General features: G+C 66.3%; 22 protein-coding genes and 2 pseudogenes. 13 read left to right on the forward strand and 11 right to left on the reverse strand.

The features are described 5' to 3' along the window. Positions 1–14 precede the first annotated feature (14 nt). Positions 15–986: a CoA ester lyase gene (locus tag ABDV69_RS03680; protein WP_343571976.1), complete on the forward strand. Its 972-nt coding sequence runs from the start codon at positions 15–17 to the stop codon at positions 984–986. Here ABDV69_RS03680 and ABDV69_RS03685 read toward each other — a convergent pair. Beyond that, positions 983–1,513, reverse strand: coding sequence for a DUF4190 domain-containing protein (locus ABDV69_RS03685; protein WP_343571977.1), 531 nt, complete (start codon positions 1,511–1,513; stop codon positions 983–985). The two genes, ABDV69_RS03680 and ABDV69_RS03685, sit on opposite strands and share 4 nt — an antisense overlap. 164 nt (positions 1,514–1,677) lie before the next feature. Between ABDV69_RS03685 and ABDV69_RS03690 the strand changes: the two genes are divergently transcribed. The 6 genes from ABDV69_RS03690 to ABDV69_RS03715 are packed head-to-tail and all read left to right on the forward strand — an operon-like array spanning position 1,678 to position 7,059. After that, the gene (locus ABDV69_RS03690; protein WP_343571978.1) at positions 1,678–2,208 is read left to right on the forward strand and encodes a general stress protein; all 531 of its coding nucleotides are present in this window, start codon (positions 1,678–1,680) and stop codon (positions 2,206–2,208) included. 3 nt (positions 2,209–2,211) lie between these two features. Continuing rightward, the gene (locus tag ABDV69_RS03695) at positions 2,212–3,606 is read left to right on the forward strand and encodes an extracellular solute-binding protein (protein WP_343571979.1); all 1,395 of its coding nucleotides are present in this window, start codon (positions 2,212–2,214) and stop codon (positions 3,604–3,606) included. After that, positions 3,603–4,469: a sugar ABC transporter permease gene (locus ABDV69_RS03700; RefSeq protein WP_343571980.1), complete on the forward strand. Its 867-nt coding sequence runs from the start codon at positions 3,603–3,605 to the stop codon at positions 4,467–4,469. The genes ABDV69_RS03695 and ABDV69_RS03700 overlap by 4 nt, the downstream gene beginning before the upstream one ends. After that, entirely contained in the window at positions 4,459–5,283 is an 825-nt protein-coding gene (locus ABDV69_RS03705) for a carbohydrate ABC transporter permease (protein ID WP_343571981.1), read from the forward strand. Before ABDV69_RS03700 ends, ABDV69_RS03705 begins: the two co-directional genes overlap by 11 nt. A 4-nt stretch (positions 5,284–5,287) precedes the next feature. After that, positions 5,288–6,466, forward strand: a complete 1,179-nt coding sequence (ugpC, locus tag ABDV69_RS03710; protein WP_343571982.1) for a sn-glycerol-3-phosphate ABC transporter ATP-binding protein UgpC — start codon at positions 5,288–5,290, stop codon at positions 6,464–6,466. After that, positions 6,463–7,059, forward strand: coding sequence for a suppressor of fused domain protein (locus tag ABDV69_RS03715; RefSeq protein WP_343571983.1), 597 nt, complete (start codon positions 6,463–6,465; stop codon positions 7,057–7,059). Before ugpC ends, ABDV69_RS03715 begins: the two co-directional genes overlap by 4 nt. Before the next feature lie 89 nt (positions 7,060–7,148). Here the strand turns inward: ABDV69_RS03715 and ABDV69_RS03720 are convergent, their stop codons facing one another. Beyond that, positions 7,149–8,255, reverse strand: coding sequence for a magnesium and cobalt transport protein CorA (locus tag ABDV69_RS03720; RefSeq protein WP_343571984.1), 1,107 nt, complete (start codon positions 8,253–8,255; stop codon positions 7,149–7,151). 141 nt (positions 8,256–8,396) lie between these two features. Next, positions 8,397–10,025, reverse strand: coding sequence for a peptide chain release factor 3 (locus ABDV69_RS03725; RefSeq protein ID WP_343571985.1), 1,629 nt, complete (start codon positions 10,023–10,025; stop codon positions 8,397–8,399). A 112-nt stretch (positions 10,026–10,137) separates the two neighbouring features. On the opposite strand from ABDV69_RS03725, the gene ABDV69_RS03730 reads away from it, so the two are divergent. Next, complete coding sequence (locus tag ABDV69_RS03730) at positions 10,138–10,392, forward strand: pyridoxamine 5'-phosphate oxidase family protein (protein ID WP_343571986.1); 255 nt, start codon at positions 10,138–10,140, stop codon at positions 10,390–10,392. Between the two features lie 18 nt (positions 10,393–10,410). Here ABDV69_RS03730 and ABDV69_RS03735 read toward each other — a convergent pair whose 3' ends face one another. The 5 genes from ABDV69_RS03735 to ABDV69_RS03755 all read right to left on the reverse strand — a co-directional run bounded on the left by ABDV69_RS03735 (position 10,411) and on the right by ABDV69_RS03755 (position 16,217). Beyond that, a complete protein-coding gene (locus ABDV69_RS03735; RefSeq protein ID WP_343572017.1) occupies positions 10,411–10,809 on the reverse strand; it encodes a MerR family transcriptional regulator in 399 nt (132 codons plus the stop codon). A 176-nt stretch (positions 10,810–10,985) separates the two neighbouring features. After that, entirely contained in the window at positions 10,986–12,371 is a 1,386-nt protein-coding gene (locus tag ABDV69_RS03740) for a PPE family protein (protein WP_343571987.1), read from the reverse strand. Positions 12,372–12,447: 76 nt separating this feature from the next. Continuing rightward, positions 12,448–13,686: a PPE family protein gene (locus ABDV69_RS03745; RefSeq protein WP_343571988.1), complete on the reverse strand. Its 1,239-nt coding sequence runs from the start codon at positions 13,684–13,686 to the stop codon at positions 12,448–12,450. A 76-nt stretch (positions 13,687–13,762) separates the two neighbouring features. Further along, positions 13,763–15,022 (reverse strand): PPE family protein, encoded by a 1,260-nt coding sequence (locus tag ABDV69_RS03750; RefSeq protein WP_343571989.1) that lies wholly within the window; start codon positions 15,020–15,022, stop codon positions 13,763–13,765. A 478-nt stretch (positions 15,023–15,500) separates the two neighbouring features. Then, a complete protein-coding gene (locus tag ABDV69_RS03755) occupies positions 15,501–16,217 on the reverse strand; it encodes a spermidine synthase (protein ID WP_343571990.1) in 717 nt (238 codons plus the stop codon). Positions 16,218–16,293: 76 nt separating this feature from the next. Between ABDV69_RS03755 and ABDV69_RS03760 the strand changes: the two are divergent. Together ABDV69_RS03760 and ABDV69_RS03765 are read left to right on the forward strand one after the other, a co-directional pair. Further along, a pseudogene (locus tag ABDV69_RS03760) lies at positions 16,294–16,785 on the forward strand (ArsA-related P-loop ATPase); the annotation flags it as partial. Beyond that, a pseudogene (locus ABDV69_RS03765) lies at positions 16,762–16,878 on the forward strand (transcriptional regulator); the annotation flags it as partial. The pseudogenes ABDV69_RS03760 and ABDV69_RS03765, both read left to right, overlap by 24 nt. Before the next feature lie 31 nt (positions 16,879–16,909). Here the strand turns inward: ABDV69_RS03765 and nhaA are convergent. Beyond that, on the reverse strand, positions 16,910–18,091 hold the full coding sequence (nhaA, locus tag ABDV69_RS03770) for a Na+/H+ antiporter NhaA (protein WP_343571991.1): 1,182 nt from the start codon (positions 18,089–18,091) through the stop codon (positions 16,910–16,912). Between the two features lie 31 nt (positions 18,092–18,122). Further along, complete coding sequence (locus ABDV69_RS03775; RefSeq protein WP_343571992.1) at positions 18,123–19,628, reverse strand: SulP family inorganic anion transporter; 1,506 nt, start codon at positions 19,626–19,628, stop codon at positions 18,123–18,125. A gap of 381 nt (positions 19,629–20,009) precedes the next feature. On the opposite strand from ABDV69_RS03775, the gene ABDV69_RS03780 reads away from it, so the two are divergent. From ABDV69_RS03780 to ABDV69_RS03790, 3 genes are all read left to right on the forward strand, one after another. Beyond that, the gene (locus tag ABDV69_RS03780) at positions 20,010–20,999 is read left to right on the forward strand and encodes a malate dehydrogenase (protein WP_343571993.1); all 990 of its coding nucleotides are present in this window, start codon (positions 20,010–20,012) and stop codon (positions 20,997–20,999) included. Between the two features lie 70 nt (positions 21,000–21,069). Next, on the forward strand, positions 21,070–22,254 hold the full coding sequence (locus ABDV69_RS03785; RefSeq protein WP_343571994.1) for a malic enzyme-like NAD(P)-binding protein: 1,185 nt from the start codon (positions 21,070–21,072) through the stop codon (positions 22,252–22,254). A 20-nt stretch (positions 22,255–22,274) separates the two neighbouring features. Beyond that, positions 22,275–23,099 (forward strand): glycine betaine ABC transporter substrate-binding protein, encoded by an 825-nt coding sequence (locus tag ABDV69_RS03790; RefSeq protein WP_343572018.1) that lies wholly within the window; start codon positions 22,275–22,277, stop codon positions 23,097–23,099. Positions 23,100–23,207: 108 nt separating this feature from the next. Here ABDV69_RS03790 and ABDV69_RS03795 read toward each other — a convergent pair whose 3' ends face one another. Beyond that, positions 23,208–24,038, reverse strand: coding sequence for an SDR family oxidoreductase (locus tag ABDV69_RS03795; RefSeq protein ID WP_343571995.1), 831 nt, complete (start codon positions 24,036–24,038; stop codon positions 23,208–23,210). Between the last annotated feature and the right edge of the window lie 232 nt (positions 24,039–24,270).

Below are 24,270 nucleotides of genomic sequence, written 5' to 3' on the forward strand. Positions count from 1 at the left end.
GGGGTGAGTGGGGTGTGAGCAACGTGTACCGGCCCCGTCGCACGTGCCTGTCCGTGCCGGGCAGTAGCCAGAAGATGATCGACAAATCCAAAGGCCTGCCGGCCGACGAGGTCTTCCTCGATCTGGAGGACGCCGTCGCCCCGGACGCCAAGGCCGACGCCCGCGGCCGGGTGGCCGCCGCGCTGGCCGCGCCGGGGTGGGCGGGCCAGTTGCGCGGGGTGCGGGTCAACGACTGGACCACGCCATGGACGCACGCCGACCTCATCGAGGTGGTCTCCGCCGTCGGGGCGGCGCCCGAGGCCAAGCTCGATGTGGTGGTGCTGCCGAAAGTCTCTGACGTAGCGCATGTTCAGGCGCTCGATCTGCTGCTGACCCAATTGGAGACGGTGCACGGACTGCCGGTCGGCGAGATCGGGATCGACGCGCAGATCGAAGACGCCCGCGGGCTGACGAACATCGACGCGATCGCCGCGGTGCCGCGGGTGCAGGCTCTGGTGCTCGGGCCCGCGGACCTGATGGCGAACCTCAACACCCGCACGTTGGTCGTCGGTGAACAGCCCGAGGGCTACGACGTCGGCGACGCCTACCACCACGTGCTGATGACGATCCTGGTGGCCGCCCGCGCCCACGGAAAAGCGGCCGTCGACGGCCCGTACCTCAAAGTGCGTGACACCGAAGCGTTCCGCCGGGTGGCGGGCCGGTCGGCGGCGTTGGGCTACGACGGCAAATGGGTGCTGCATCCCGACCAGATCGCCGCCGGCAACGCGATCTTCAGCCCCCGCCAAGCCGATTACGATCACGCGGAGCTGATCCTGGAGGCCTACCAGTGGCACACCTCGGCTGCCGGCGGCGCCCGGGGCGCGGTGATGCTGGGCGACGAGATGCTCGACGAAGCCAGCCGCAAGATGGCTCTGGTGATCGCCGCTAAAGGACGCGCCGCGGGCATGGAACGCCAAGGCGACCCGTTCGAGCCGCCGAGGCGCTAGCGGATGAACGTCGGCGAATGCAACGCCGCGGCGGTGACGATCACCATGATCAGCACGAGTAGCGCCGCGGTCGCGCTACCGATCGCGACCCCGGCGATCGCCATCCCGCGGCCCTGCTGCCCGCTCCGCTTGATCTGACCGAGCGCGATGCCGCCCAGCACCGCGCCGACGACGGGGATCACCCACCCGATGTAGCAGAAGATGGCCAGCGGGATGCCGAGCACGACGCCGGCGATCGAGGTGACCAGCGACGCGCCGGCCAGGCCGTTGGTCTGAGAGGGATAGGGCTGGTAGGGGTCGTAGGGACCGGGGTACATCGGCGGGCCATACCCAACGGGTCCGCCGTAGGGCGGCGGCGGGACATAGCCGTAAGGCGGTGGCTGCTGCGGGCCGGGAGGCGGCCCGGGATAGGGATAGTCCGGGTAGTTCAACGGCTCACGCGGATCGACCGGTGGGTGCTGGTGCTGCGGCCACGGGCCTGGCTGAGCGCGATACTGCTCGCCGTAGTCACCGCCCGGACCTGTCATGCTGTTCAACCTAGCGGCGAGCGACGTTGACTCTGCGCAGAGGGCGTCAGCTACTCGCACTTCTGCGCCACAGACGCAGAGTCAATGGACCCATCGCGGAACGTGGCAGCCGCGGTTCGGAGGTCGCAGCGAATCGGCGGCCCTCGAGAGCGCACAATGAACCCATGGGCAGCCCCTTTCAGCCAAGACAGGTTCCCGGTGCCGCGCCCGGCACCCCGTCCGGGAGCCGGCGGGCCCCCGGACTGCCGACACCGCCGAAAGGCTGGCCGGTGGGGTCTTACCCCACCTACGCCGAAGCCCAGCGAGCCGTCGACTACCTGTCCGATCAGCAGTTCCCGGTGCAGCAGGTCACCATCGTGGGCGTCGACCTGATGCAGGTCGAACGGGTGACCGGGCGGCTGACGTGGCCGAAAGTGTTGGGCGGCGGGATAATCAGCGGGGCCTGGCTGGGGCTGTTCATCGGCCTGATGCTGAGCTTGCTGTTCTCCAGCCCGCATCCGGTGGAGGCGTTGACCACCGGGTTGGTCGCCGGTGTGTTCTTCGGTCTCATCACCTCCGCGATTCCCTATACGATGGCGCGCGGTACCCGGGACTTCAGTTCGACGCTGCAATTGGTGGCCGGCCGATACGACGTTCTCTGCGACCCGCGGAACGCCGAGCAGGCCCGGGATCTGCTGGCCCGCTTGGCCATCTGACTCGTGCGTCGCCGGTTGGGCGCGGTCGCGCTGGCGGTGTTGTCTGCCGCGTCGGTGCTGTCCGGCTGCGGCGCCCGCGACGACGGTCGGGTGATCAGCCTCTACACCCCGGCCGGCGACGAAGTCACGTTCACCGCGCTGGCGCAGCAATGCTCCGACGAGTTCGGCGGCCGGTTCACCATCCGGCAGTTCAGCCTGCCGCGGGCAGTCGACGACCAGCGCATCCAGCTTGCGCGTCGGCTCAGCGCCAACGACCACACCGTCGACGTCATCGCGATGGACGTGATCTGGACGGCCGAGTTCGCCGAGGCGGGTTGGGTGCTGCCGCTGTCTGACGATCCGGCGCACCGGGCGGAGGCCGACGCCATCGCCGACACGCTGGCCGGTCCGCTGTCGACTGCGACCTGGCGTCACCGGCTCTATGCTGCGCCCGTCGCCAGCAACACCCAATTGCTCTGGTATCGGCCGGATTTGATGGACAGTCCGCCGGCAACGTGGGATGCCGTGGTCGACGAGGCGACCCGGTTGCACGCCGCCGGCGAACCCAGCTGGATCGGCGTGCAGGCCAACCAGAACGAGGGCGTGGTGGTGTGGTTCAACACGCTGCTGGAAAGCGCTGGCGGCCAGGTGCTTTCCGACGATGGCCACACCGTCGCACTCACCGATACTGCCCAGCACCGGGCCGCCACCGTCAAGGCGCTGCAGATCATGAAGTCGGTGGCCACCGCGCCGGGCGCCGACCCGTCGGTCACCCGCGGCGACGCCGGCACCGCGCGGTTGGCGTTCGAGCAGGGCAGATCCGCACTCGAGGTGAACTGGCCCTACGCGCTGGCGTCCATGCTGGAGAACGCGGTGAAGGGCGGCGTGCCGTTTCTGCCGCTGAACCGTCGCCCGGACCTGACCGGCAGCATCGACGAGGTCGGCTCGTTCGCGCCCACCGAGCAGCAGTTCCGCGAGGCATACCAGGACAGCAGAAAGGTTTTCGGTTTCGCGCCGTACCCGAGCGTGCAACCGGGACAGCCGGCCAAGGTGACCATCGGTGGGCTCAACCTCGCGGTGTCGGCGACCAGCCACCACAAGGCCGAGGCGTACCAGGCGATCCGGTGCCTGCGCAGTCCGGGCAGCGAGAAGTATCTCGCGCTGAAAGGCGGCCTGCCGGCCGTGCGTACCTCGCTGTACGCCGACCCGCAATTCCAGGCGAGGTACCCGATGTACGACATCATCCGCCGGCAACTCGCCGACCCCGCGGTGCGGCTTGTCACGCCGGCCTACCAGTCGGTGTCGACCCGGATGGCGGCCACGCTGGCCCCGATCACCCGGATCGATCCGGAGCGCACGGCCGACGAGCTGGCAGTGCAGGTGCGAAAAGCGATCCAAGGCAAGGGTTTACTGCCATGAAAACCGAACGGAGACTCGCTTTTGCCCTGATCGCGCCCTCGGCGTTGCTGATGCTGGCGGTCACGGCGTACCCGATCGGCTACGCGGTCTGGCTGAGCCTGCAGCGCAACAACCTGACCGCGCCGAACGACACCCGGTTCATCGGTTTCGGCAACTATCAGACGATCCTCGCCGATCGGTACTGGTGGACGGCGCTCGCGGTGACGCTGGCGATCACGGTCACGTCGGTCTCCATCGAGTTCGTGCTCGGCCTGGCGTTGGCGCTGGCAATGCACCGCACGCTGATCGGCAAAGGCCTGGTGCGGACCGCGGCGCTGATCCCGTACGGCATCGTGACGGTGGCTGCGTCCTACAGCTGGTACTACGCGTGGACGCCGGGCACCGGCTACCTGGCCAACCTGCTGCCGCACGGCAGCGCGCCTCTTGCACACCAGTTTTCGGCGTTGGGGGTGGTGGTGCTCGCCGAGGTGTGGAAGACCACGCCGTTCATGTCGCTGCTGCTGCTGGCCGGCTTGGCGCTGGTGCCGGCCGATCTGCTGAAGGCCGCCGAGGTGGACGGTGCCGGCGCGTGGCGGCGGCTGGTCTCGATCACCCTGCCGTTGATCAAGCCGGCGATCCTGGTGGCGCTGTTGTTCCGCACACTGGACGCGTTCCGGATCTTCGACAACATCTACGTGCTCACCGGTGGCGCCGGCAACACCGGATCGGTGTCGATCCTCGGCTACGACAACCTGTTCAAAGGCTTCAATGTCGGCCTCGGATCGGCGATTTCGGTGCTGATCTTCTGCTGCGCGACACTGATCGCATGGGTGTTCGTCACGGTATTCGGCGCGGCGGCACCGGGCGGTGGCGATGGGCGCTAGGCGGGCGGCCGGGTGGGTGATCGTCGACGCGCTGATCCTGACGTACGCGCTGACCCCGGTGCTGTGGATTCTCAGCCTCTCGCTCAAGCCGACGTCAACGGTCAAGGACGGCAGGCTGATACCGTCGTCGCCGACGTTTGACAACTATCGCGGCATCTTTCGCGGTAATTACTTCAGCTCGGCGCTGGTCAACTCGGTCGGCATCGGGTTGATCACCACGGTGATCGCGGTGGTGATCGGCGCGATGGCGGCGTATGCGGTGGCGCGGCTGGAGTTTCCCGGCAAGCGGACGTTGATCGGCGCGGTGCTGTTGATTTCGATGTTCCCGGCCATCTCGCTGGTCACCCCGCTTTTCGACATCGAACGCACGCTCGGGCTGTTCGACACCTGGCCCGGTCTGATCATCCCGTACGTCACGTTCGCATTGCCGCTGTCGATCTACACGCTGTCGGCGTTTTTCCGGGAGATTCCGTGGGATCTGGAGAAGGCGGCCAAGATGGACGGGGCCACAGCCGCGCAAGCCTTTCGCAAGGTGATCGTGCCGCTGGCGGCGCCGGGCATCGTGACCACCGCGATCCTGGTCTTCATCTTCGCGTGGAACGACCTGCTGCTGGCGTTGTCGTTGACCGCCACCAAGGCGGCGATCACCGCGCCGGTGGCGATCGCGAACTTCACCGGCAGTTCGCAATTCGAGGAGCCCACCGGGTCGATCGCGGCCGGCGCGATGGTGATCACGGTGCCGATTATCGTTTTTGTTCTAGTCTTCCAACGACGGATTGTGGCGGGTTTGACGTCCGGTGCGGTGAAGGGATAGCGCGATGGCCGAGATTGTGTTGGACCGGGTGAGCAAGAGTTACCCCGACGGTGCGCAGGCCGTGCACGAACTGAGCCTCACCATCGCCGAGGGCGAGTTCATCATCCTGGTCGGCCCGTCCGGCTGCGGTAAATCAACAACGTTGAATATGATTGCGGGCCTTGAAGATATCTCGTCGGGGGAGCTGCGTATCGGCGGCGAGCGGGCGAACGAGAAGCAGCCCAAAGACCGCGACATCGCGATGGTGTTCCAGTCCTACGCGCTCTACCCGCACATGACCGTCCGGCAGAACATCGCCTTCCCGCTCACGCTGGCGAAGATGAAGAAGGCCGCGATCACCGAGAAAGTCGAAGCGACCGCGAAGATCCTGGACCTGACCGAGGTGCTCGATCGCAAGCCCGCGCAACTGTCCGGCGGACAACGGCAACGGGTGGCCATGGGCCGGGCAATAGTGCGTCAGCCCAAAGCATTCTTGATGGACGAGCCGCTGTCCAACCTGGACGCAAAGCTGCGCGTGCAGATGCGGGGCGAGATCGCCCGTCTGCAGCGGCGGCTGGGCACCACCACCGTCTACGTCACCCACGACCAGACCGAGGCGATGACGCTGGGCGATCGGGTGGTGGTGATGCGCGGCGGCGTGGTGCAACAGATCGGCACGCCCGACGAGTTGTACGAGCGGCCGGCAAACCTGTTCGTGGCGGGTTTCATCGGATCACCGGCGATGAACTTCTTCCCCGCGCGGCTCACCTCGACCGGGCTGGCCCTGGCCTTCGGCGAGGTGACGCTCACCCGACCCGTCCTCGACCACCTGGCCACCCATCCGGCGCCGGAGAACGTCGTCGTCGGCGTCCGTCCGGAGCATCTGAAGGACGCCGCCCTGATCGACGCCGACCAGCGGATCAGCCCGCTGAACTTCGAGGTGCAGGTCGACTTGGTCGAGTCGCTGGGCGCCGACAAGTACGTCTACTTCAGCACCGAAGGAGCGGCGGTGCACTCCGACCAGCTGTCCGACCTGGACGGCGAATCCGGTGTGGGCGAGCACGAATTCGTCGCCAGGGTGCCGGCCGCGTCGAAAGCGGCGACGGGAGCGACGCTCGAATTGGCCCTCGACATCGCCGAACTCGCGGTGTTCGACCCCGAAACCGGGGTGAACCTGACCGTCACCCCGCCGCCCAAAAAGTGACCACGCCGTTGCAGCGGGTCCGCGCACACCTCGATGCCCACTTCGGTAACGCCGAGCCCGACGTCGCCGGCGTGACCTTCCTGGGCGCCGAAGCCATCGACGTGCTCCGCTACCGACCCGAACCGGACGGTGTGGTGGCCTATGTGTCACTGGGCTGCTCGCGGTATCCGATGGTCGACCCGACCGGCATCATTGCCGATCCCGAGCTCGGCCCGCGCGCCGAAGTCGTTTTGCGCCTGCGTAATACGCCGGCTATCACCGGCCTGGCCCGCAGCCTGGCGATCGTCGCGGCAGCACCGGTGGTCGAGGGAGTGGTGCTGACCAGCGATGCCCTGGTCGACCTCGGCGGGCCGCTGTGGGTTCGTCCGTCCGCAAAAGTGCCGTTCACCGCGGTGCTGTTGGGCGACAGCGAGATTGCCGAGTTGCCATTGGACCCGCCCCGTGATCCGGTGCGCTTTCTGTCCGCGACCCCGATCACCGCGACCGAGGCCGCCTGGGTCCGGCTCAAGGGTGCCGCGGCGATGCGCGAAGCCTGGCGCAGCGACGGTGTCGATGTGCTGGACCCCAATCGCCCTGCCGCGCAACCTCGTTGATCGTTGAGTCTGCGCTCACGGCGACAAAGTGCGACCCGCCGTCAACGCAGAGTCAACGTCGACTGGCCCCGGAGTTACAACCAGCCGTGCTACAGCCAACCGTTACGGCGGAAGTTCCGGTACAGGAACAGGCAGATCGCCACCGTCCCGAAGATCGTCGCCGGGTAACCCCAATGCCATTTCAGGCCGGGCATGTACTCGAAGTTCATCCCGTAGATACCGGCGACCATCGTGGGGACCGCCAACAGTGCCGCCCACGCCGACATCTTGCGCATGTCGGTGTTCTGCTGCATCTCGACCCGGGCCAGCGCGGCCTGCACCAGCGAGCTGAGGTTCTCGTCGTAGCTGGCGATCTGGTCGGCGGCATGGGTGTGGTGGTCACCGACGTCGCGCAGGTAGCGCCGGACCTCCTTGGAGATCAGGTCCTTGTGCTCGGTCTGCAGCCGGGCGAACGGCACCGACAGCGGGTTGACCGACCGGCGCAGCTCCACCACCTCGCGCTTCATCTGATAGATCGGCTCGATCGCCGTGCGGTGGTCTGGCGCGAAGGCCTCTTCCTCGATGGCGTCGATGTCGCCTTCCATCAATTGGGTGACCTCGAGATAGTGGTCGACGACGGCGTCGGCGATCGCGTGCATCACCGCGAACGGACCCAGCCGCACGTGCTCGGGGTCGGAATCCATCCGCTTGCGCACGTCCGAGAGCCGGCCGTGGTCACCGTGCCGGACCGTCACCACGAAGTCGCGGTTGACGAAGACCATGATCTCGCCGGTCTCGACGATCTCGCGGGCCAGCAGCGCCGACTCGTGCGGCACGTAGTTCAGCGTCTTGAGCACCAGGAACAGCGACTCGTCGTAGCGCTCCAGCTTGGGCCGCTGGTGAGCACAGACCGCGTCCTCGATGGCCAGCTCGTGCATGCCGAACGCGTCACCCACCTCCTGCATCTGATGCTCGGTGGGGGCGTGCAGGCCGATCCAGGCGAAGGCTTCCTGGCCGCCCAATTGCAGATCGCTCACCCGAGCCCGGGCTTCGGCGTAACCGAACGTTCCGGGCAGTCGTTCGCCGTCGACGTAGATACCGCAGTCGACGACCGCCTGATCGGCGGGCGGTTCGGCAGGCATCGGACTGGGAGGCTCGTCCCGCTCAGGCCGTGCCAGAGGACGCAGCGTTTCCGGTATGTCGCGAAACGAAGGCATCCTGCACCTCCCGTCGCAGCTCGGATCGGATCAAGACCCGGTCATGCTACGCGCCGTGAATGGCAATCGGCTGCCAGCAGATGACGCGCAGGGGTGACCTACCGGACCCGCGCTGGGCTGGGGCGAGGAGGGGTCGCGGTGCTACCCCCCGGCGTCGACCAGGGGGTTGAGCATCAGGTCTGGGTGGTTGCGCTGGTGCATTTCCATCCGCCATGTGTCGCTGAACAGCGCGAGCAGCGCTCCGTCGGTGCGGATGAGCACCTCGACGTCGGACTGGGCGTTGAGAAAGTCGGCGTCTTGTGCACGGGTCCGGCGCACGACGCTGTAGTTGAGGCGTTCCAGCGTGATGGGCGTTTTCAATTCATTGGCCATGCGGTGGCTGGTGACTTCGAACTGCATCGGGCCGACCGCGGCCAGCACCGGGGCCTGGTCACCGCGCAGGTCGGAGCGCAACACCTGGATCACGCCTTCCTGTTCGAGTTGGATGATGCCGCGGCGGAAGGCCTTGTGCTTGCTGGGGTCAGCGGCGCGGGCGACGACGAAGTGTTCGGGGGTGAACTGCGGTACCGGGGGATATTGGACATGGTCGCCGCGATAGAGGGTGTCGCCGACACGCAGTGCGGTGGCGTTGACCAGACCGATGACGTCGCCGGGCCACGCGGTGTCGAGGGTGGCGCGATGTTGGCCGAAGACCGATTGCGCGTACTTGGTGGCGAAAGGTCGTTGGGTCGCGGCTTGGGTGACGATGTCGCCGCGCTGAAACACACCCGAGCAGACCCGGGCGTAGGCGAGCCGGTCCCGATGAGAACTGTCCATACCGGCTTGCACCTTGAACACGAACGCACTGAACTCGTCATCGACCGCACGCGGATCCCCGGTGATGTCAACTTTGGCGGCCGGTGCCGGTGCGTGCTGCACGAGGGTGTCGAGCAGCTGGTTGACACCGAAATTGAGCACCGCCGAAGTGAACAGCACCGGGGTGCTGACACCGGTCAGAAATGTGTCCGGGTTGAAGTCGGCGCCGTCGGCGGCCAGTAGCTCGCATTCCTCGACCGCCTGCTCCCAGTCCGATCCGGCCACCCGCTGCGCCTGCGGGGGGTCGAGGTGTTCTTCGGGGGCGATGGTCGACCCACCGGCGGTGCGGGTGAAGCGGATGAAGCGACCGCTGCGGCGGTCGAGCACGCCATGGAAGTCCCCGGCGATCCCGACCGGCCAGGTCAGCGGGGTGGGCCGTAACCCGATCCGGGCTTCGATCTCATCGAGCAGTCCCAGCGCGTCGCGCCCGGGCCGGTCCCACTTGTTGATGACGGTGATGATCGGTATCCGGCGCTGCCGGCACACCTGAAAGAGCTTGAGGGTCTGCGGCTCTAGGCCTTTGGCGGCGTCGATGAGCATCACCGCGCAGTCGACGGCGGTGAGCACCCGGTAGGTGTCTTCGGAGAAGTCGGCGTGACCCGGTGTGTCGAGAAGGTTGATCACATAATCGGTGCCGTCGGCTGAGTGGTAGCCGAACTGCAGCGCAGTCGACGTGATGGAAATGCCACGCGCCTTCTCCATATCCATCCAGTCCGAGACGGTGGAACGCCGCCCGGCTTTGCCGTGGATCGCTCCGGCCTCGGCGATCACCCGCGCGTGCAGGGCCAGCGCCTCGGTCAGGGTGGACTTACCGGCATCGGGATGGCTGATGACGGCGAAGGTCCGTCGTCGCCGCGACTCGGCAATCACCAGCGACGCCGAAACTTGCTCGGGCACGGGTAGTTCAGAGCTCATGAATTGTGCGATCGCCAATCCTCGACAGGGCGGTCACCTCCCTGAGCAGAACATACTATAACGTGATAGGAGTTTACCGTGCCGCCGTGCGAGTTGTCTCGGTGCGGCCGGGTTGGCCAATCACAAGGTCAACATCTCCTACGCCGGTGCGATGACGTCGGTGTCGATCTCCGGCACAGCGACGTACACGTCGAATCCCACGTCAGTCTCTGCTCAATGGCATCACGGGCTCAATCCATGGTTCCCACGCGGCGCGGTGGATGCGGCCCTGATCGAGGTGACTATCGACGAGGCGCGGTTTTGGACTGCCCTCGCGCACGCTGATTGCCGCCGGCCGCAGGAGCAGCTTTCCGGTATGGCCGGATAGCCCGTGGAGATGCGCGTGTCAGCGTCGTCGGACCGTGCCGACGTCGGTTTTGGCGCGGTCGGCCAGCAGGTCCGCGAGCTCCTCGGCGTAGGACAGCTGTTGGCGCAACCGGTCAGCGCTGTCATCGGTTTTGATGCGGTACTCGCCTAAGCATTGGACCGCCGACTTGCGTTCGGCCGTCGAGGCTTTCGGGTCGTCCAACAGAGTTAGTGCGGCGAGAAGGTCTTTCATCTCTGCGAGAGTAAAACCCAGCGGCTTCATCCGCCGTATCACCAGCAGCCGGTGGACGTCGGCATCAGTGTAGAGCCGAAAACCACCTGCACTTCGCGCCGACGGCGTCACCAACCCGACATCGTCATAGTGACGGACCGTGCGGATCGACAGTTGGGTTTGCGCCGCAACCTGCCCGATCTGCATATGGACATCCTGCACGTCATGCACCGTGACTTACCTCCCGTCCACTGGCCGTCCAGTCGAGCAGCCAAGGCAAGCAGCTATCCGCTTCGCAACAGTGACTCTACCGTGACGTATGGGTAGCTTACTCCGTCAGGCACGAATTTCACCTTGTCATCCGATTACTCGTGGTCATACGGTCAGATCGATTGCGTCCTCGGCGGTGTCATCTTCGGCTTGCCGCTTTGCACGTGCACCGCGTGGGTGCCCGGCTTTTGCCGCAGCTCGGCCAGCAAGCTGTCCAGGTTTTCCGCGTCGGTGTGCCAGTGCTGCACACTTTCGGGCCTATCCGTCATTGCGGCCGCAAGAGTTTGCAGGTTCTGCGGCGCGTCGCCCGCCTTGACGTCCTTGCGATCTTTGCCGACCGCGCTGCGGCCTCTGACTCCGGTGCCCGTGGCGCGGGGAACCGCGCCACCAACGGCGCTTCCGGCCATAGCTGCCGCGGCCACTCCCGCGAAAAGGCTTTCCTGGCTCATGGTGACAGCTGGTACGACACCGTCCGCCGCGCCCGATAACACCGCTGTGATCGTCCTGAACGCCGGGGTGGCCGCGGTCCAGCCCTGCGGAACCGCCAACCCGCCGAGACGTTCGGCCAGGCCGACCTGCGCCGACACCACTGGCCCCGCTGCGGCCATACCCGCAGATCCCGACACTGCCCCGCCGAAACCGAGTCCCGCGGCCCCGCCGGCGGCTTCGGCGAAGTCGCGAGCCCGCGTCCCGATCGCGATGCCCATAATGGTGTTAATCAGGGTCGAGTTGGCGGGCAAAATAGCTTGCGGCACAATTTCGAGGTTCGCGGCGATCGTCTCCAACGGGGAGCCACTCAACCCGCTCAGGAAAGTCGTGAGTCCTGTCAGCGGGTCGGTGGCGGTGGGGGCTGCGAGGCTTTGTAGCGCGTTCGGTGTGGCCGATGTCAGCTGTGTCAGGATCGACTGGGCGTTTGACCCGGCCGAGGTGCCGGTTGCTTGGGTGGCTGCGGCGCTTTGGGCGGCGGTGGCGGCCGGGTTGGTGGTGTGTGGCGGCGGGTTGAAGGGCGTCACCTGGGTGGCTGCGGCGGATTGGCCGGCGTAGCGGTACATGGTGATGGAGTCTTGGGCCCACATGTTGGCGTAGTGGGTTTCGTTGGCGGCGATCGCGGCGGTGTTTTGACCGACGATGTTGGTCGACACCAGCGACGCGAGTTCGGCGCGGTTCGCTGCGATCACCGGTGGGGGCACGGTTGCCGCGAACGCGGTTTCGTAGGCGCTTGCCGCTGTCCTGGCTTGGTTGGCGGTGTGCTCGGCTTGGGCTGCGGTGGTGGTCAGCCAGGTCGTGTAGGGCGCGGCTGCGGCGGCCATATTGGCTGATGACGGGCCGCGCCAGGCCGTGGTCAATCCGGAGATCACCGACGCTTGAGAGGTCGCGGTGGAGCGTAGTTCAGCGGCCAGGTTGTCCCAGGCTGCGGCGGCGGCCAGCATGGTTTCCGATCCGGCGCCGGTGTACATGCGGGCGGAGTTGATTTCGGGTGGGAGGGCTCCGTAATCCATTACCGGACTCCTTTGGTGGTCGTTACCGCTGCGACGGATTCAGTGATCGACGCCGGCCTCGCGCCGACAGCGATGGTCATTCGTGGGCCCTGGCGGTGACAAAATAGATGTTGGCGGTGACCGCGGACGCTCCGGCGACAGCGGCGTCCCCGACGCCCGCAGACCGCGCTGCGACACCGCCGGACCCGGCAACGACCCGCCCGGCCAGACTGGACAGCGCAATAGTGCCGAACAGAGTGTCTGGGCCCTCCGCTGGCAACGCCGCCGGGACAGCACCGTCTGCCGGGCCGCCCTGGGGCAGCGCCGCGGCGGCCGTCCTGATCACCGGTGCGGCGCTGGCGGGCGGACCGCTGTCCGGCAGCATCGCAGCGGCCGTCTTGATCGCCGGGGCAGCCGAGGACCAGCTCTGCGGCACCGACATTCCCCCGATCAGGCCGCTGCCGCCCATCCTCGTCGTTACGCCGTCCAAGCCGGCTGGGCCCGGCTCGCCCGATTCTTCGGGGATAGTTCCGCCTTCTAACACGAGGCCCAGAGTGTCCACCCCGACGAACTGAGGGGTTGACGGAATGATGAACAGGTTCCCAGGCGACAACGGCGACGCGATGAAGCGGTCGATAGCCAACAACGCGCTAAGCGGTGAGGACGGATCGGCGGTGGCGGTGGGGGCTGCGAGGCTTTGTAGCGCGTTCGGTGTGGCCGATGTCAGCTGTGTCAGGATCGACTGGGCGTTTGACCCGGCCGAGGTGCCGGTTGCTTGGGTGGCTGCGGCGCTTTGGGCGGCGGTGGCGGCCGGGTTGGTGGTGTGTGGCGGCGGGTTGAAGGGCGTCACCTGGGTGGCTGCGGCGGATTGGCCGGCGTAGCGGTACATGGTGATGGAGTCTTGGGCCCACATGTTGGCGTAGTGGGTTTCGTTGGCGGCGATCGCGGCGGTGTTTTGACCGACGATGTTGGTCGACACCAGCGACGCGAGTTCGGCGCGGTTCGCTGCGATCACCGGTGGGGGCACGGTTGCCGCGAACGCGGTTTCGTAGGCGCTTGCCGCTGTCCTGGCTTGGTTGGCGGTGTGCTCGGCTTGGGCTGCGGTGGTGGTCAGCCAGGTCGTGTAGGGCGCGGCTGCGGCGGCCATATTGGCTGATGACGGGCCGCGCCAGGCCGTGGTCAATCCGGAGATCACCGACGCTTGAGAGGTCGCGGTGGAGCGTAGTTCAGCGGCCAGGTTGTCCCAGGCTGCGGCGGCGGCCAGCATGGTTTCCGATCCGGCGCCGGTGTACATGCGGGCGGAGTTGATTTCGGGTGGGAGGGCTCCGTAATCCATTACCGGACTCCTTTGGTGGTCGTTACCGCTGCGACGGATTCAGTGATCGACGCCGGCCTCGCGCCGACAGCGATGGTCATTCGTCGACCTCGGATATCACGAAGATGTTGGAGACGTTGGTTGCGTCGGCGCGATCTGCGACAGCCAAAGCGCCTCTGGTGCTGGCTGCAGACCGGCCCCCGGCCACACTTCGCTGCCCGCCCCCACCCAGCGGCGGCGGCATACTGTTGACGGCGCTCTGCTGGCCGTCAGCCGCGAGTTCCATGGGGACAGCATCGCCGGCCGGGCCGGACGGCGGCACTGTCGTAGCGGCCGTCTTGATCGCCGGGGCGGCTGACGTCCAGGATTGGGGCACCGACACTTTCCCGATCAGGTCCGCGCGACCCATACCGGCCGATACGCCGTCCAAGCCTGCTGAACTGACCAGACGGGTGCCCGAGTCAAGTCCGCCCTGCACTGACCCGCCGCCGACTGTCACGATTTCAGGAACTGCCGCTGCAGGATCACCGAGGAGGTTCGACAACGCTTGAGGTAGCAAATAACCCTGTGCGCCGAGAAGTTCAGGGATCGCGACCACCTCGTTTAGCAATATCGGCGATAACGGTGAGGTGATGTACTTGTCGAGTGCCGCGAGTACAGACGTTGGATCGGTCGTTGCCGCGGCGGCCGGGACCGCTGAGGTATGAGGTGAGGCGAGGCCGTGCAACGACTGCGGCGATGCCGACAGCAACTGCGGCAACGTCTGCGCGTGCGTACTGGCCACCGTCTCGGCGGCGTGGGCCACCGCCGCGGTTTGGCCGGTAGCCCCGGCCGGGTTCGTGGTTCGTGGCGGCGGGTGGAACGGCACCACCTGGGCAGCGGTCGCGGATTGGCCGGCGTAGCCGTACATTGCGGTGGCGTCCTGGGCCCACATCTCGGCGTAGTGCACCTCGGTCGCCATGATCGCGGGGGCGTTTTGACCGAAGAAGTTGGTGGCGATCAGTGACATCAGCAGCGCACGGTTGGCCGCGATCACCGGCGGGGGCACCGTCGCCGCGAACGCGGTCTCGTAAGCGGCCACCGCGACTCGGACCCGCATCGCAGTGTCCTCGGCCTGGGCGGCCGCGCCGCTGAACCACGATGTGAGGGGTGTGGTTGCGGCTGCCATCGCGGCCGAGGACGGACCGTGCCAGTCGGCCGATAGATCAGAGATGACCGATGCGTGTGTTGCCGCCGTCACATACAACTGGTCGGCCAACCCGTCCCACGCCGCCGCGGCGGCGAGCAGCGGGCCTGGCCCGGCGCCGGTATACATGCGGCCGGAGTTGATTTCCGGCGGCAGTAAACCAAAGTCCATGTGCTCTCGCCTTCTGATGTCCTGGTTTGCTGCGGTGCATCGCTGGCCTCTGTGGCCGCGCACGGATCGGCAGCGAGCGACGTCGAGGCCGCTACTTTCTGCTGAGCCGGTATTGACTACCGGCTAGTGACAACGCTCAAGCTGAGCCGGTAGCGTTGCGGATGCGACCCGCGAGCGCGGATCGACGCAGCCGCCGACCATTCGCATGTGCTCCTTTGCGGTGAAGACTTCCTGACCGGGAAAGGCAGTCGCGGTCATTTACGCATTCTGCGGACGTGGCCAGTGACGTTCATGTCGTACGCTACCCTACGGTGAGGGTAGATATCCACTCGGCCCCAGTGAAAGCCATCGGTAGCGGCGACGTCACGCGCCGACAGCAAATCGGTGTTCGCTGGTTCACGTCGCGACCCACAGTCAGTCGCCGAAATGTGCGCTGTAAATCGCGGGGGCTGTGCGACGTAGTCAATCCAGACGGTCGTCAGGATCGGGTCGCGAGGTAGACGGTGGCGGATGACCGACCTCGGATGAGGGGGTTGTCGAACCAGATCTGCTGGGCCTCGACGTCGGTGAAGACGGTCTCGAGGACGGATCTGAAATCGTCATCCGGTGCATCGTCGGACCACATCGCAAATGCACCACCGGGGACGAGCCGAGCGGACGCGGCGCGTAGGCCGTCGCAGGTGTAGAAGTCTGCATGAGGGTCGTGCAAAACGTGGCGGGGCGAATGGTCGATGTCCAGGAGGATCGCATCGTAGGTTCGGCCTGGCTGCTGCGGGTCGAAACCCACCGAATCCGTCGCGGTCGCGAAGAAGTCCGCGCAGACCAGCGAAACCCGGCTGTCGGCGGCTAGGCCGGCCGTATCTGGTAGCAAGTCGCGCTTGTGCCAGTCGATGACCGCATCGGAGTATTCGATGACAGTGAGCGTCCGGATCCGGTTGCATCTCAAAGCTTCTCGCGCAGTGTAGCCAAGGCCGAGTCCACCGATGATCACGTCCAGACCCGCTCCCGGCGTCCGTGCCAGGCCCAGCCGCGCCAACTCCTTTTCGGCAGCGGTGAACAGGCTGGACATGAGGTACTCGTCATCGAGCTTGACCTCATACACATCGGCACGCACCGTCAGATCGAATCGGCGCCGCAAGCTGATCACACCCATCGGCGTCTGCTGCCACCCCAACTCCTCCAAGCGTGCGCTCATCGAAGCGACGATAGTCCAGTCTGAAACGGTCACGGCAGACACGAGATTCCGGGACATTCGTCTCGGGGGAAGGTCACACCTGACCACCACCGACCCCGCCGGCCACCTCACCGACACGCTCCACGGAACACCGGAAAACCTGCGGGTGTCGAGCATCGACCCTGTCGAAGCGACCCGCGCCTACCGCGATCATGTGCTGGCCACCAAGGGCGCCGTGCTCGACGAGCAGGGCCGCTCGATGCTCGCCGAAGAGCTTCGCTCGCCCTGCACCGAGGAAGTCGCGGTGTTCTAGCTGTAGTTCTAGGCGTTCTCCCGCGTCATCGGCGAATCGCGACACACATTCGTCGTCGTCGACACCGCAGCGACCGGGCACACACTGCTGCTCCTCGACGCCTCCGGTTCCTACCATCGCGAGGTCGCCCGGCAACTGGGCAACCGCCACTTCACGACGCCGCTGATGCGCTTGTAGGACCCACAGCACACCAAAGTAATCGTCGCGACTTTGGCCGAAACCACCCCGGTCATCGAGGCCGCCGGATTGCAGGACGAACTCGAACGCGCCGGAATCCACGACCGCCGTGGCATGAACGTCCACCACCGCCCGCATAGCGACGCCGTCGCCGCGCTCTGCGCGGTGTTGGACCCCAATTGCTGCCGTTAGCCCGTCCCACACAGCGAGATTTAAAAGGGGTTCAACGCTGGCTTCGGGACCAGGTGAATACCGTCGCGGCGAGCATGGCGCCCACGATGGACGCAATGAAAATCCCAATCTTCGCGTGCTCGGTGAGCGCGGGGTCGGTATAGGCGATTTCAGTGATAAATAGCGCAACAGTGAATCCGAGCGCGCCGAGCAGGCCTAATCCGAGCGCGTCGGACCTGGTCACGCCCTTGGGGAGCTCGCCGAGACCGCTGCGTTCGGCAAGGATGATGGTGCCGGTGATGCCCACAACCTTGCCGACGAGCAGTCCCGCCAATACCGCCCAGGTCACTGCCGTTCCGAAAGCCGCGGCGGTTGCGCGCACCGAGAGTTCGACGCCTACGTTGACGATCGCGAAGACGGGCACCACCACAAATGCGCTGAACGGCGACAGCAGCCGCAACAGTCGCGCAAGCACGGCGCGGCCGCCGACGGTCTTCGCCGGGGTAAGCAGCGCCAGGACGACACCAGCAATGGTGGCGTGCACCCCGGATTGCATGGTGGCAAACCAAATTGCCAGTGCGACAGGGACATACGGCCAGATTTGAGCCACCCCCGCCGCTCGCAGCAGGACGACCAGCAGGCACCCGGTCACGGCGGCGGCCAGCCACTTGACGTTAATGCTGCTGGAGTAACCGAGCGCGATCACCGTGACCGCCAGCGCGTCGTCGACGGTCGCGATGGCCAGCAACAATGCCCGCACCCCCGTGGCCGCTCGACGAGCGACCAAGGCGAGTACGCCGACCGCGAAAGCCGGATCGGTCGCCATGGGTATGCCCCACCCGGCTGTCGCCGGCCCGTGCCGCGTGATCGCGAGGAACACCAGGGCAGGTAGCACTGCGCCACTGGCGGCGGCCAGTGCGGGCACGATGGCGGTGCGCAGACGGGCGAGTTCGCCGGTAGTCAGTTCTTGTTTGAGCTCTAGGCCGATGACGAAGAAGAACACCACCATCAGCCCGTCGTTGACCCAGTGCCGCAGCTCCAGGCGTAACCCCACCGATGCCCACCCCACCGGGGTTTCCCAGATGGTGTGGTAGGCGTGTCCGAGCGGGCTGTTGGCCCAGACCAGCGCCGCGGCCGTCGCGATCAGCAGCGCCAATCCCGATGCGGTGTCGGCGCGCCACCACTGGCGAAAGCCTCGCGATGGCCGATCGAGAGCGTCCAATGCAGTGCTCACCCCTTGTTGTTGACTCAGCCGACTCCAGGCCTCAGTGGGCTCCTGCCAGCAGCTCGCTAAGTTGTGCGTGCCGCTCCGCGCTGTTGTCGTTCATGCCGACGATTTTTACGGCTTTGCCCTTGGATTCGTACTTACGAACGATGGCGTCCAGTGTCGCCACACTCGACGCGTCCCAGATGTGCGCGTCGCTCATGTCGATGACAACGTTGACGGGGTCGCTGGCGTAGTCGAATTGGTAAACGAGGTCATTGCTGGAAGCGAAAAAGAGCGCGCCTTTTACTGCGTAGATGCGGGTGTCGTCGTCGGGGTGGGCGATGTCAACCACGTCGGTCACATGCGCGACCCGGCGCGCGAACAACACCATGGCGGTCAAAGTCCCGACCGCGACGCCAAAGGCCAGGTTGTCGGTGACGACCGTGACCGCGACTGTGCAGAACATCACGAAGGTCTCGCTTTTTGGCATGCGCCGCAATGTCTTTGGACTGACACTGTGCCAATCCATCGTGGCGACCGACACCATGGTCATCACCGCGACCAGAGCGGCCATCGGAATCTTGGCAACCAGATCACCCAAGCCGACCACGAGAGCCAACAGCAATGATCCGGCCAAGAACGTCGAAATCCGGGTGCGGGCACCGCTGATCTTCACGTTGATCATGGTTTGGCCGACCATCGCGCAGCCGCCCATGCCACCGAAGAAGCCTGTCACGATGTTGGCCACGCCCTGGCCGACTGCCTCGCGCGACTTGTCGGAGTGGGTGTCGGTGATGTCGTCGACCAGCTTGGCGGTCATCAGCGACTCCAACAGTCCGACCAGCGCCATCGCCAGCGCGTAGGGGGCGATCAATCCGAAGGTGTGTGCGGTCAACGGAACATCAGGCATCAGTAGATGCGGAAGGCTCTCGGGCAGCCGCCCTTGGTCACCGACATTCGGCACCGACCATCCAAGTCCGACAGTGGCGACAGTCAGGACCACGATGGCCACCAACGGCGCCGGCACGACCGTGCTCACCTTCGGCAGCAGCACCATCACCGCGACGCCGAATCCCACCATCGGATACACCAACCACGGCACCGAAAGTAGGTGCGGCACCTGCGACATCAAAATCAGAATCGCCAGCGCGTTGACGAAGCCCACCATCACGCTGCGCGGGACGAACCGCATCAGCTTCGCCACCCCGAGCCCGCCCAGGGCAAGTTGGAAAATTCCGGCCAGAATCACCGCTGCCAGGAGGTAGTCCACGCCGTACTGCCGAGCCAACGGCGCCACGACCAGCGCCACTGCTCCGGTGGCCGCTGAAATCATCGCGGGACGTCCACCTACGATCGCGATCGTGACCGCCATGGTGAAAGCCGCGAACAACCCGATCCGCGGGTCGACTCCAGCGATGATCGAGAACGCGATGGCCTCCGGGATCAACGCCAACGCGACCACCAAGCCGGCCAGCGCCTCCCGGCGCAGCCGGCGCGGTGAGCGCAGCGTTTTCAGCACCGACTGTTCATCGGCAGGCGTGACCCCGGTGGGCACGATCGTCATCACGACTCCGTTTCTACGGACGCGCGTCACCGCGCGAGGTTCGAGTCAGTTGTCGGCGGAATCGCCGTACTGCGAGGGAAGTGTTGCCGCCGAACGTCTTTGCATCAGCGGCGGTTCGAGGACGCCTACCCGATCCGTGCGGACCCGGGTGCGACTCGACTGGAATCACCCTACCTACGCGGGAGGGTTGAGCCGCAAACCCAAGTGCCACAATGTGCTCAAGCGCACAGCCGGTGTCAATCGCCTGCCTGCAGAGGGCGCAGCTCACACCGCGGAGGGGTAGGCATTCTCCGAGTGCGGCGGTGCGCTAGTTTCGACCCGACGCGATTGCGCATCAGGCCGATATCCACACTCCGATCTGCACGCAAGGAGCCAATGACCGTGAGCACTACCCCCCTGAAGGTTGCCGTCACCGGTGCCGCCGGCCAGATCGGCTACAGCCTGTTGTTTCGCCTGGCCAGCGGCTCGCTGCTGGGCCCCGACCGCCCGATCGAGCTGCGACTGCTGGAGATCGAGCCCGCGCTGAAGGCCCTCGAGGGTGTGGTGATGGAACTCGACGACGGCGCGTTCCCGCTGCTGTCCGGCGTGCAGATCGGCGCCGACCCGAACAAAATTTTCGACGGCGTGAACCTGGCGTTGCTCGTCGGCGCCCGTCCGCGCGGTCCGGGCATGGAGCGCGGCGACCTGCTGGAGGCCAATGGCGCGATCTTCACCGCCCAGGGCAAGGCGCTGAACTCTGTCGCCGCCGACGACGTCCGCATTGGTGTCACCGGCAACCCGGCCAACACCAACGCCCTGATCGCGCTGAACAACGCGCCCGACATCCCCAAGGAGCGGTTCTCCGCGCTGACCCGGCTGGACCACAACCGGGCCATCTCGCAGCTGGCCCGCAAGACCGGTGCCAAGGTCACCGACATCAAGAAGGTCACCATCTGGGGCAACCACTCGGCCACCCAGTACCCGGACATCTTCCACGCCGAGATCAACGGCCGCAACGCCGCCGAGGTGGTGGGCGACGAGAAGTGGATCGCCGACGACTTCATCCCGACCGTCGCCAAGCGCGGCGCGGCGATCATCGACGCGCGCGGCAGCTCGTCGGCCGCCTCGGCCGCCTCGGCCACCGTCGACGCGGCCCGGGACTGGCTGCTGGGTACGCCGAAGGACGATTGGGTCTCGATGGCCGTCGTCTCCGACGGCTCCTACGGCGTGCCCGAGGGTCTGGTCTCGTCGTTCCCGGTGACCACCAAGGGTGGCGACTGGAGCATCGTGGCCGGCCTGGACATCAACGACTTCTCCCGCGGCCGGATCGACACGTCGACCGCCGAGCTCGCCGACGAGCGCACCGCGGTCACCGACCTGGGCCTGATCTGAACGGGTCCGATCTGGGGCGGGCGCCGCTGTCGATTAGGGCTCCTTATGGGTAGTCAGTACGCTGGTTTGTGTGTCTGAGTTGATTGAATCGATACAGACCCACTCCGACGAAGGCGCCATCACCGACGCGGAGATCTTCGAAGCGCACGCGGGGGGCAAGCTGTCCGTCGGTTTGACGACCGCGCTGGACTCCCAGCGTTCGCTGTCGATCGCCTACACCCCGGGTGTGGCACAGGTCAGTCGCGCGATCGCCGGCGACCACACGCTGGCCGCCCGCTACACCTGGTCGGGACGGCTGGTCGCGGTCGTGAGCGACGGCAGCGCGGTGCTCGGTCTCGGTGACATCGGCCCCGCCGCGTCGCTGCCGGTGATGGAAGGCAAGTGTGCGCTGTTCAAGGAGTTTGCCGGGCTGGACGCCATCCCGATCGTGCTGGACACCAAGGACCCCGACGAGATCGTCGAGACACTGGTGCGGCTGCGTCCGACATTCGGTGCGGTGAACCTCGAGGACATCGCCGCGCCGCGCTGCTTCGAGATCGAGCGCCGCGTCATCGAGGCGCTGGACTGCCCGGTCATGCACGACGACCAGCACGGCACCGCGATCGTGGTGCTGGCCGCGCTGATGGGTGCCGCGACCGTGCTCAACCGGGACATGGCCGCGCTGCGGGTCGTCATCTCCGGCGCCGGGGCGGCCGGTGTCGCCTGCGCCAATCTGCTTGCGGCCAAGGGTATTTTGGATATCACCGTGCTCGACTCGCAGGGCATCCTGCACCGCGACCGGTCCGGCATGAACGCCGTCAAGGCCGAACTCGCGGCGCGCACCAACCCGCTCGACCGCACCGGCGGCATGGTCGAGGCGCTCGAAGGCGCGGACGTATTCGTCGGGGTGTCCGGCGGCGTGGTGCCCGAAGAACTGATCGCGACCATGGCGCCGGACAGCATCGTGTTCGCGCTGTCGAATCCCGACCCGGAAGTCCACCCGGACGCGGCGGCCAAGCACGCGGCGATCGTCGCCACCGGGCGCAGCGATTTCCCGAATCAGATCAACAATGTGCTGGCCTTCCCCGGCGTGTTCCGCGGAGCGCTGGACGCCGGTGCCCGCCGAATCACCGAAGAGATGAAAATGGCTGCGGCCGAAGCGATTTACTCTATCGCCGGCCACGACTTGGCGAAGGACCGGATCGTCCCGAGCCCGCTGGATCCGCGGGTCGAGCCAGCGGTCGCCGCTGCCGTTGCGGCCGCTACTGCGGAGTGACGGCCAGCCGGTTCGCTGCGCTGGCGCTGGCCGCGGCGCTGGCGACCGCGGGATGCGGACCCAGCGCGCATCACCCGGCCGAGTTGGTGGTCGGATCCCGGGCCGGCATCGAGCCGACGCTGCTGGCTGACATCTACACCGGCGCACTGCGTTCCTATGGTTTTCCGGCTCGCACCGAGCAGGCGCCAGACCCGTTGTCCAAGTTGGACTCCGGAGCGTTCGTCGTCGTCCCCGGCCTCACCGGCCAGGTGTTGCAGGTCTTCCAGCCGGGAGCCGGTGTGCGGTCCGACGCGCAGGTCTACCAGGCGATGATCGGCGCACTGCCGGAGGGCATCGCGGCTGGTGACTACGCCACCGCCGCCGAGGACAAACCCGCGCTGACGGTCGCCGGGTCGACGTCGAAGGACTGGGGCGGCAGCGATCTCGGCGTGCTGGTTCGGCACTGCGACGGCCTGACCGTCGGATCGGTCGTCGGTGCGCTCACGCCGACGGCGGTCGGTAGCTGCCGGTTACCCGGCAGCCGCGAATTCTCAGATGACGCGGCGCTTTTCGCGGCGGTGCAGTCGGGGGAGGTGACAGCGGCCTGGACCACCACGGCCGACCCGAAGGTGCCCGCCGATCTGGTGGTGCTCATCGACGTCAAGCCGGCGCTGGTGCAGGCCGAGAACGTGGTGCCGCTCTACCGCCGCAACGAGTTGTCGACTCGACAGCTGCTGGCGGTCAACGAGGTGGCCGGCGTGCTGGACACCGCCGCGCTGGTCGACATGCGTCGCCAGGTGACTGCGGGTGGCGATCCGCAGGCGGTGGCCGACGCCTGGCTGAACGAACACCCGCTCGGCCGCTGACGACGATGCAGACCGGAACGGTCTGAGGAGGAGCAGCGCAGACGACCGCTGACGACGATGCAGACCGGAACGGTCTGAGGAGGAGGAGCGCAGACGACCGCGCTAGCGCTAGCGCGACGGCGGCTTCAGCCGGCCGACGACGGGGGAGAGCAACCGCTGATAGCCGGCACCGGTGATGCGCACCAGCGCGTCCAGCACCACGGCGTCGTGGCCGACCAGCACCCGCGGCTTGTTCTTGCGGACGCCGTCCAAGATGATCTCGGCCGCCCGCCGTGGGCTGGTGCTGGCCAGTCGTTTGTCGAACAGCGACGACACCTTTTCGGCGTTGACGCCGTCGGCAGTCAGGCTGTTGCGGGCGATCGCGGTCTTGATGCCGCCGGGGTGCACCGACGTCACCTTCACCGGGTGGCCGTTGAAGAACATCTCCTGATTAAGGGCTTCGGTGAAGCCGCGCACCGCGAACTTCGCGGCGTTGTAGGCGGCCTGGCCGGGCATCGCCATCAGCCCGAACAGGCTGGAGACGTTGATCACGTGGCCGTCACCGGAGGCAATCAGGTGCGGCAGAAAAGCCTTGGTGCCGTTGACCACACCCCAGAAGTCGACATCCATCACCTTTTCCATCTCTTTGAACTCGGTGATCTCGATGTCGCCGGTGAACGCGATGCCGGCGTTGTTGTAGATCTGGTTGACCTTGCCGTAGTGCTCGTTGATGTGCTCGGCGTAGCTGCCGAAGGCCTCACGCTCGGTGACGTCGAGCCGATCGGATCGCACCGACGCGCCGATCGCCTTGAGCTGTTCTTCGGTGTGCGCGAGCCCTTCGAGGTCGACGTCGCTGATCGCCAGCGCAGCACCCGAGCGGCCGAGTTCGAGGGCCAGCGCCTGGCCGATCCCCGATCCGGCGCCGGTCACGACGGCAACTTTGCCGGCAAAGCCTTCCATGGACGCTCCTTGTCACGAGGTTGCCATCTAGGCTAGCCGGTACCACTGGTACCGCCGAGGGCGGGATCGGCCTGGTGCTCGGCGGCGCGACTCCCGCCAGCCTCACCCGTTACATCTGCCTCTGAGAGTGGCGACATCCTTTTTTCAGTCTGTGACCACAGCCGATATCACGGCCGGTTGATATCGCATGTGGTCACGATTTCAAAAAAGAGTGTGAACCAACTGTCGGTGC

This window comes from Mycobacterium sp., from assembly GCF_039583785.1.
In the GTDB taxonomy this organism is placed as follows: domain Bacteria; phylum Actinomycetota; class Actinomycetes; order Mycobacteriales; family Mycobacteriaceae; genus Mycobacterium.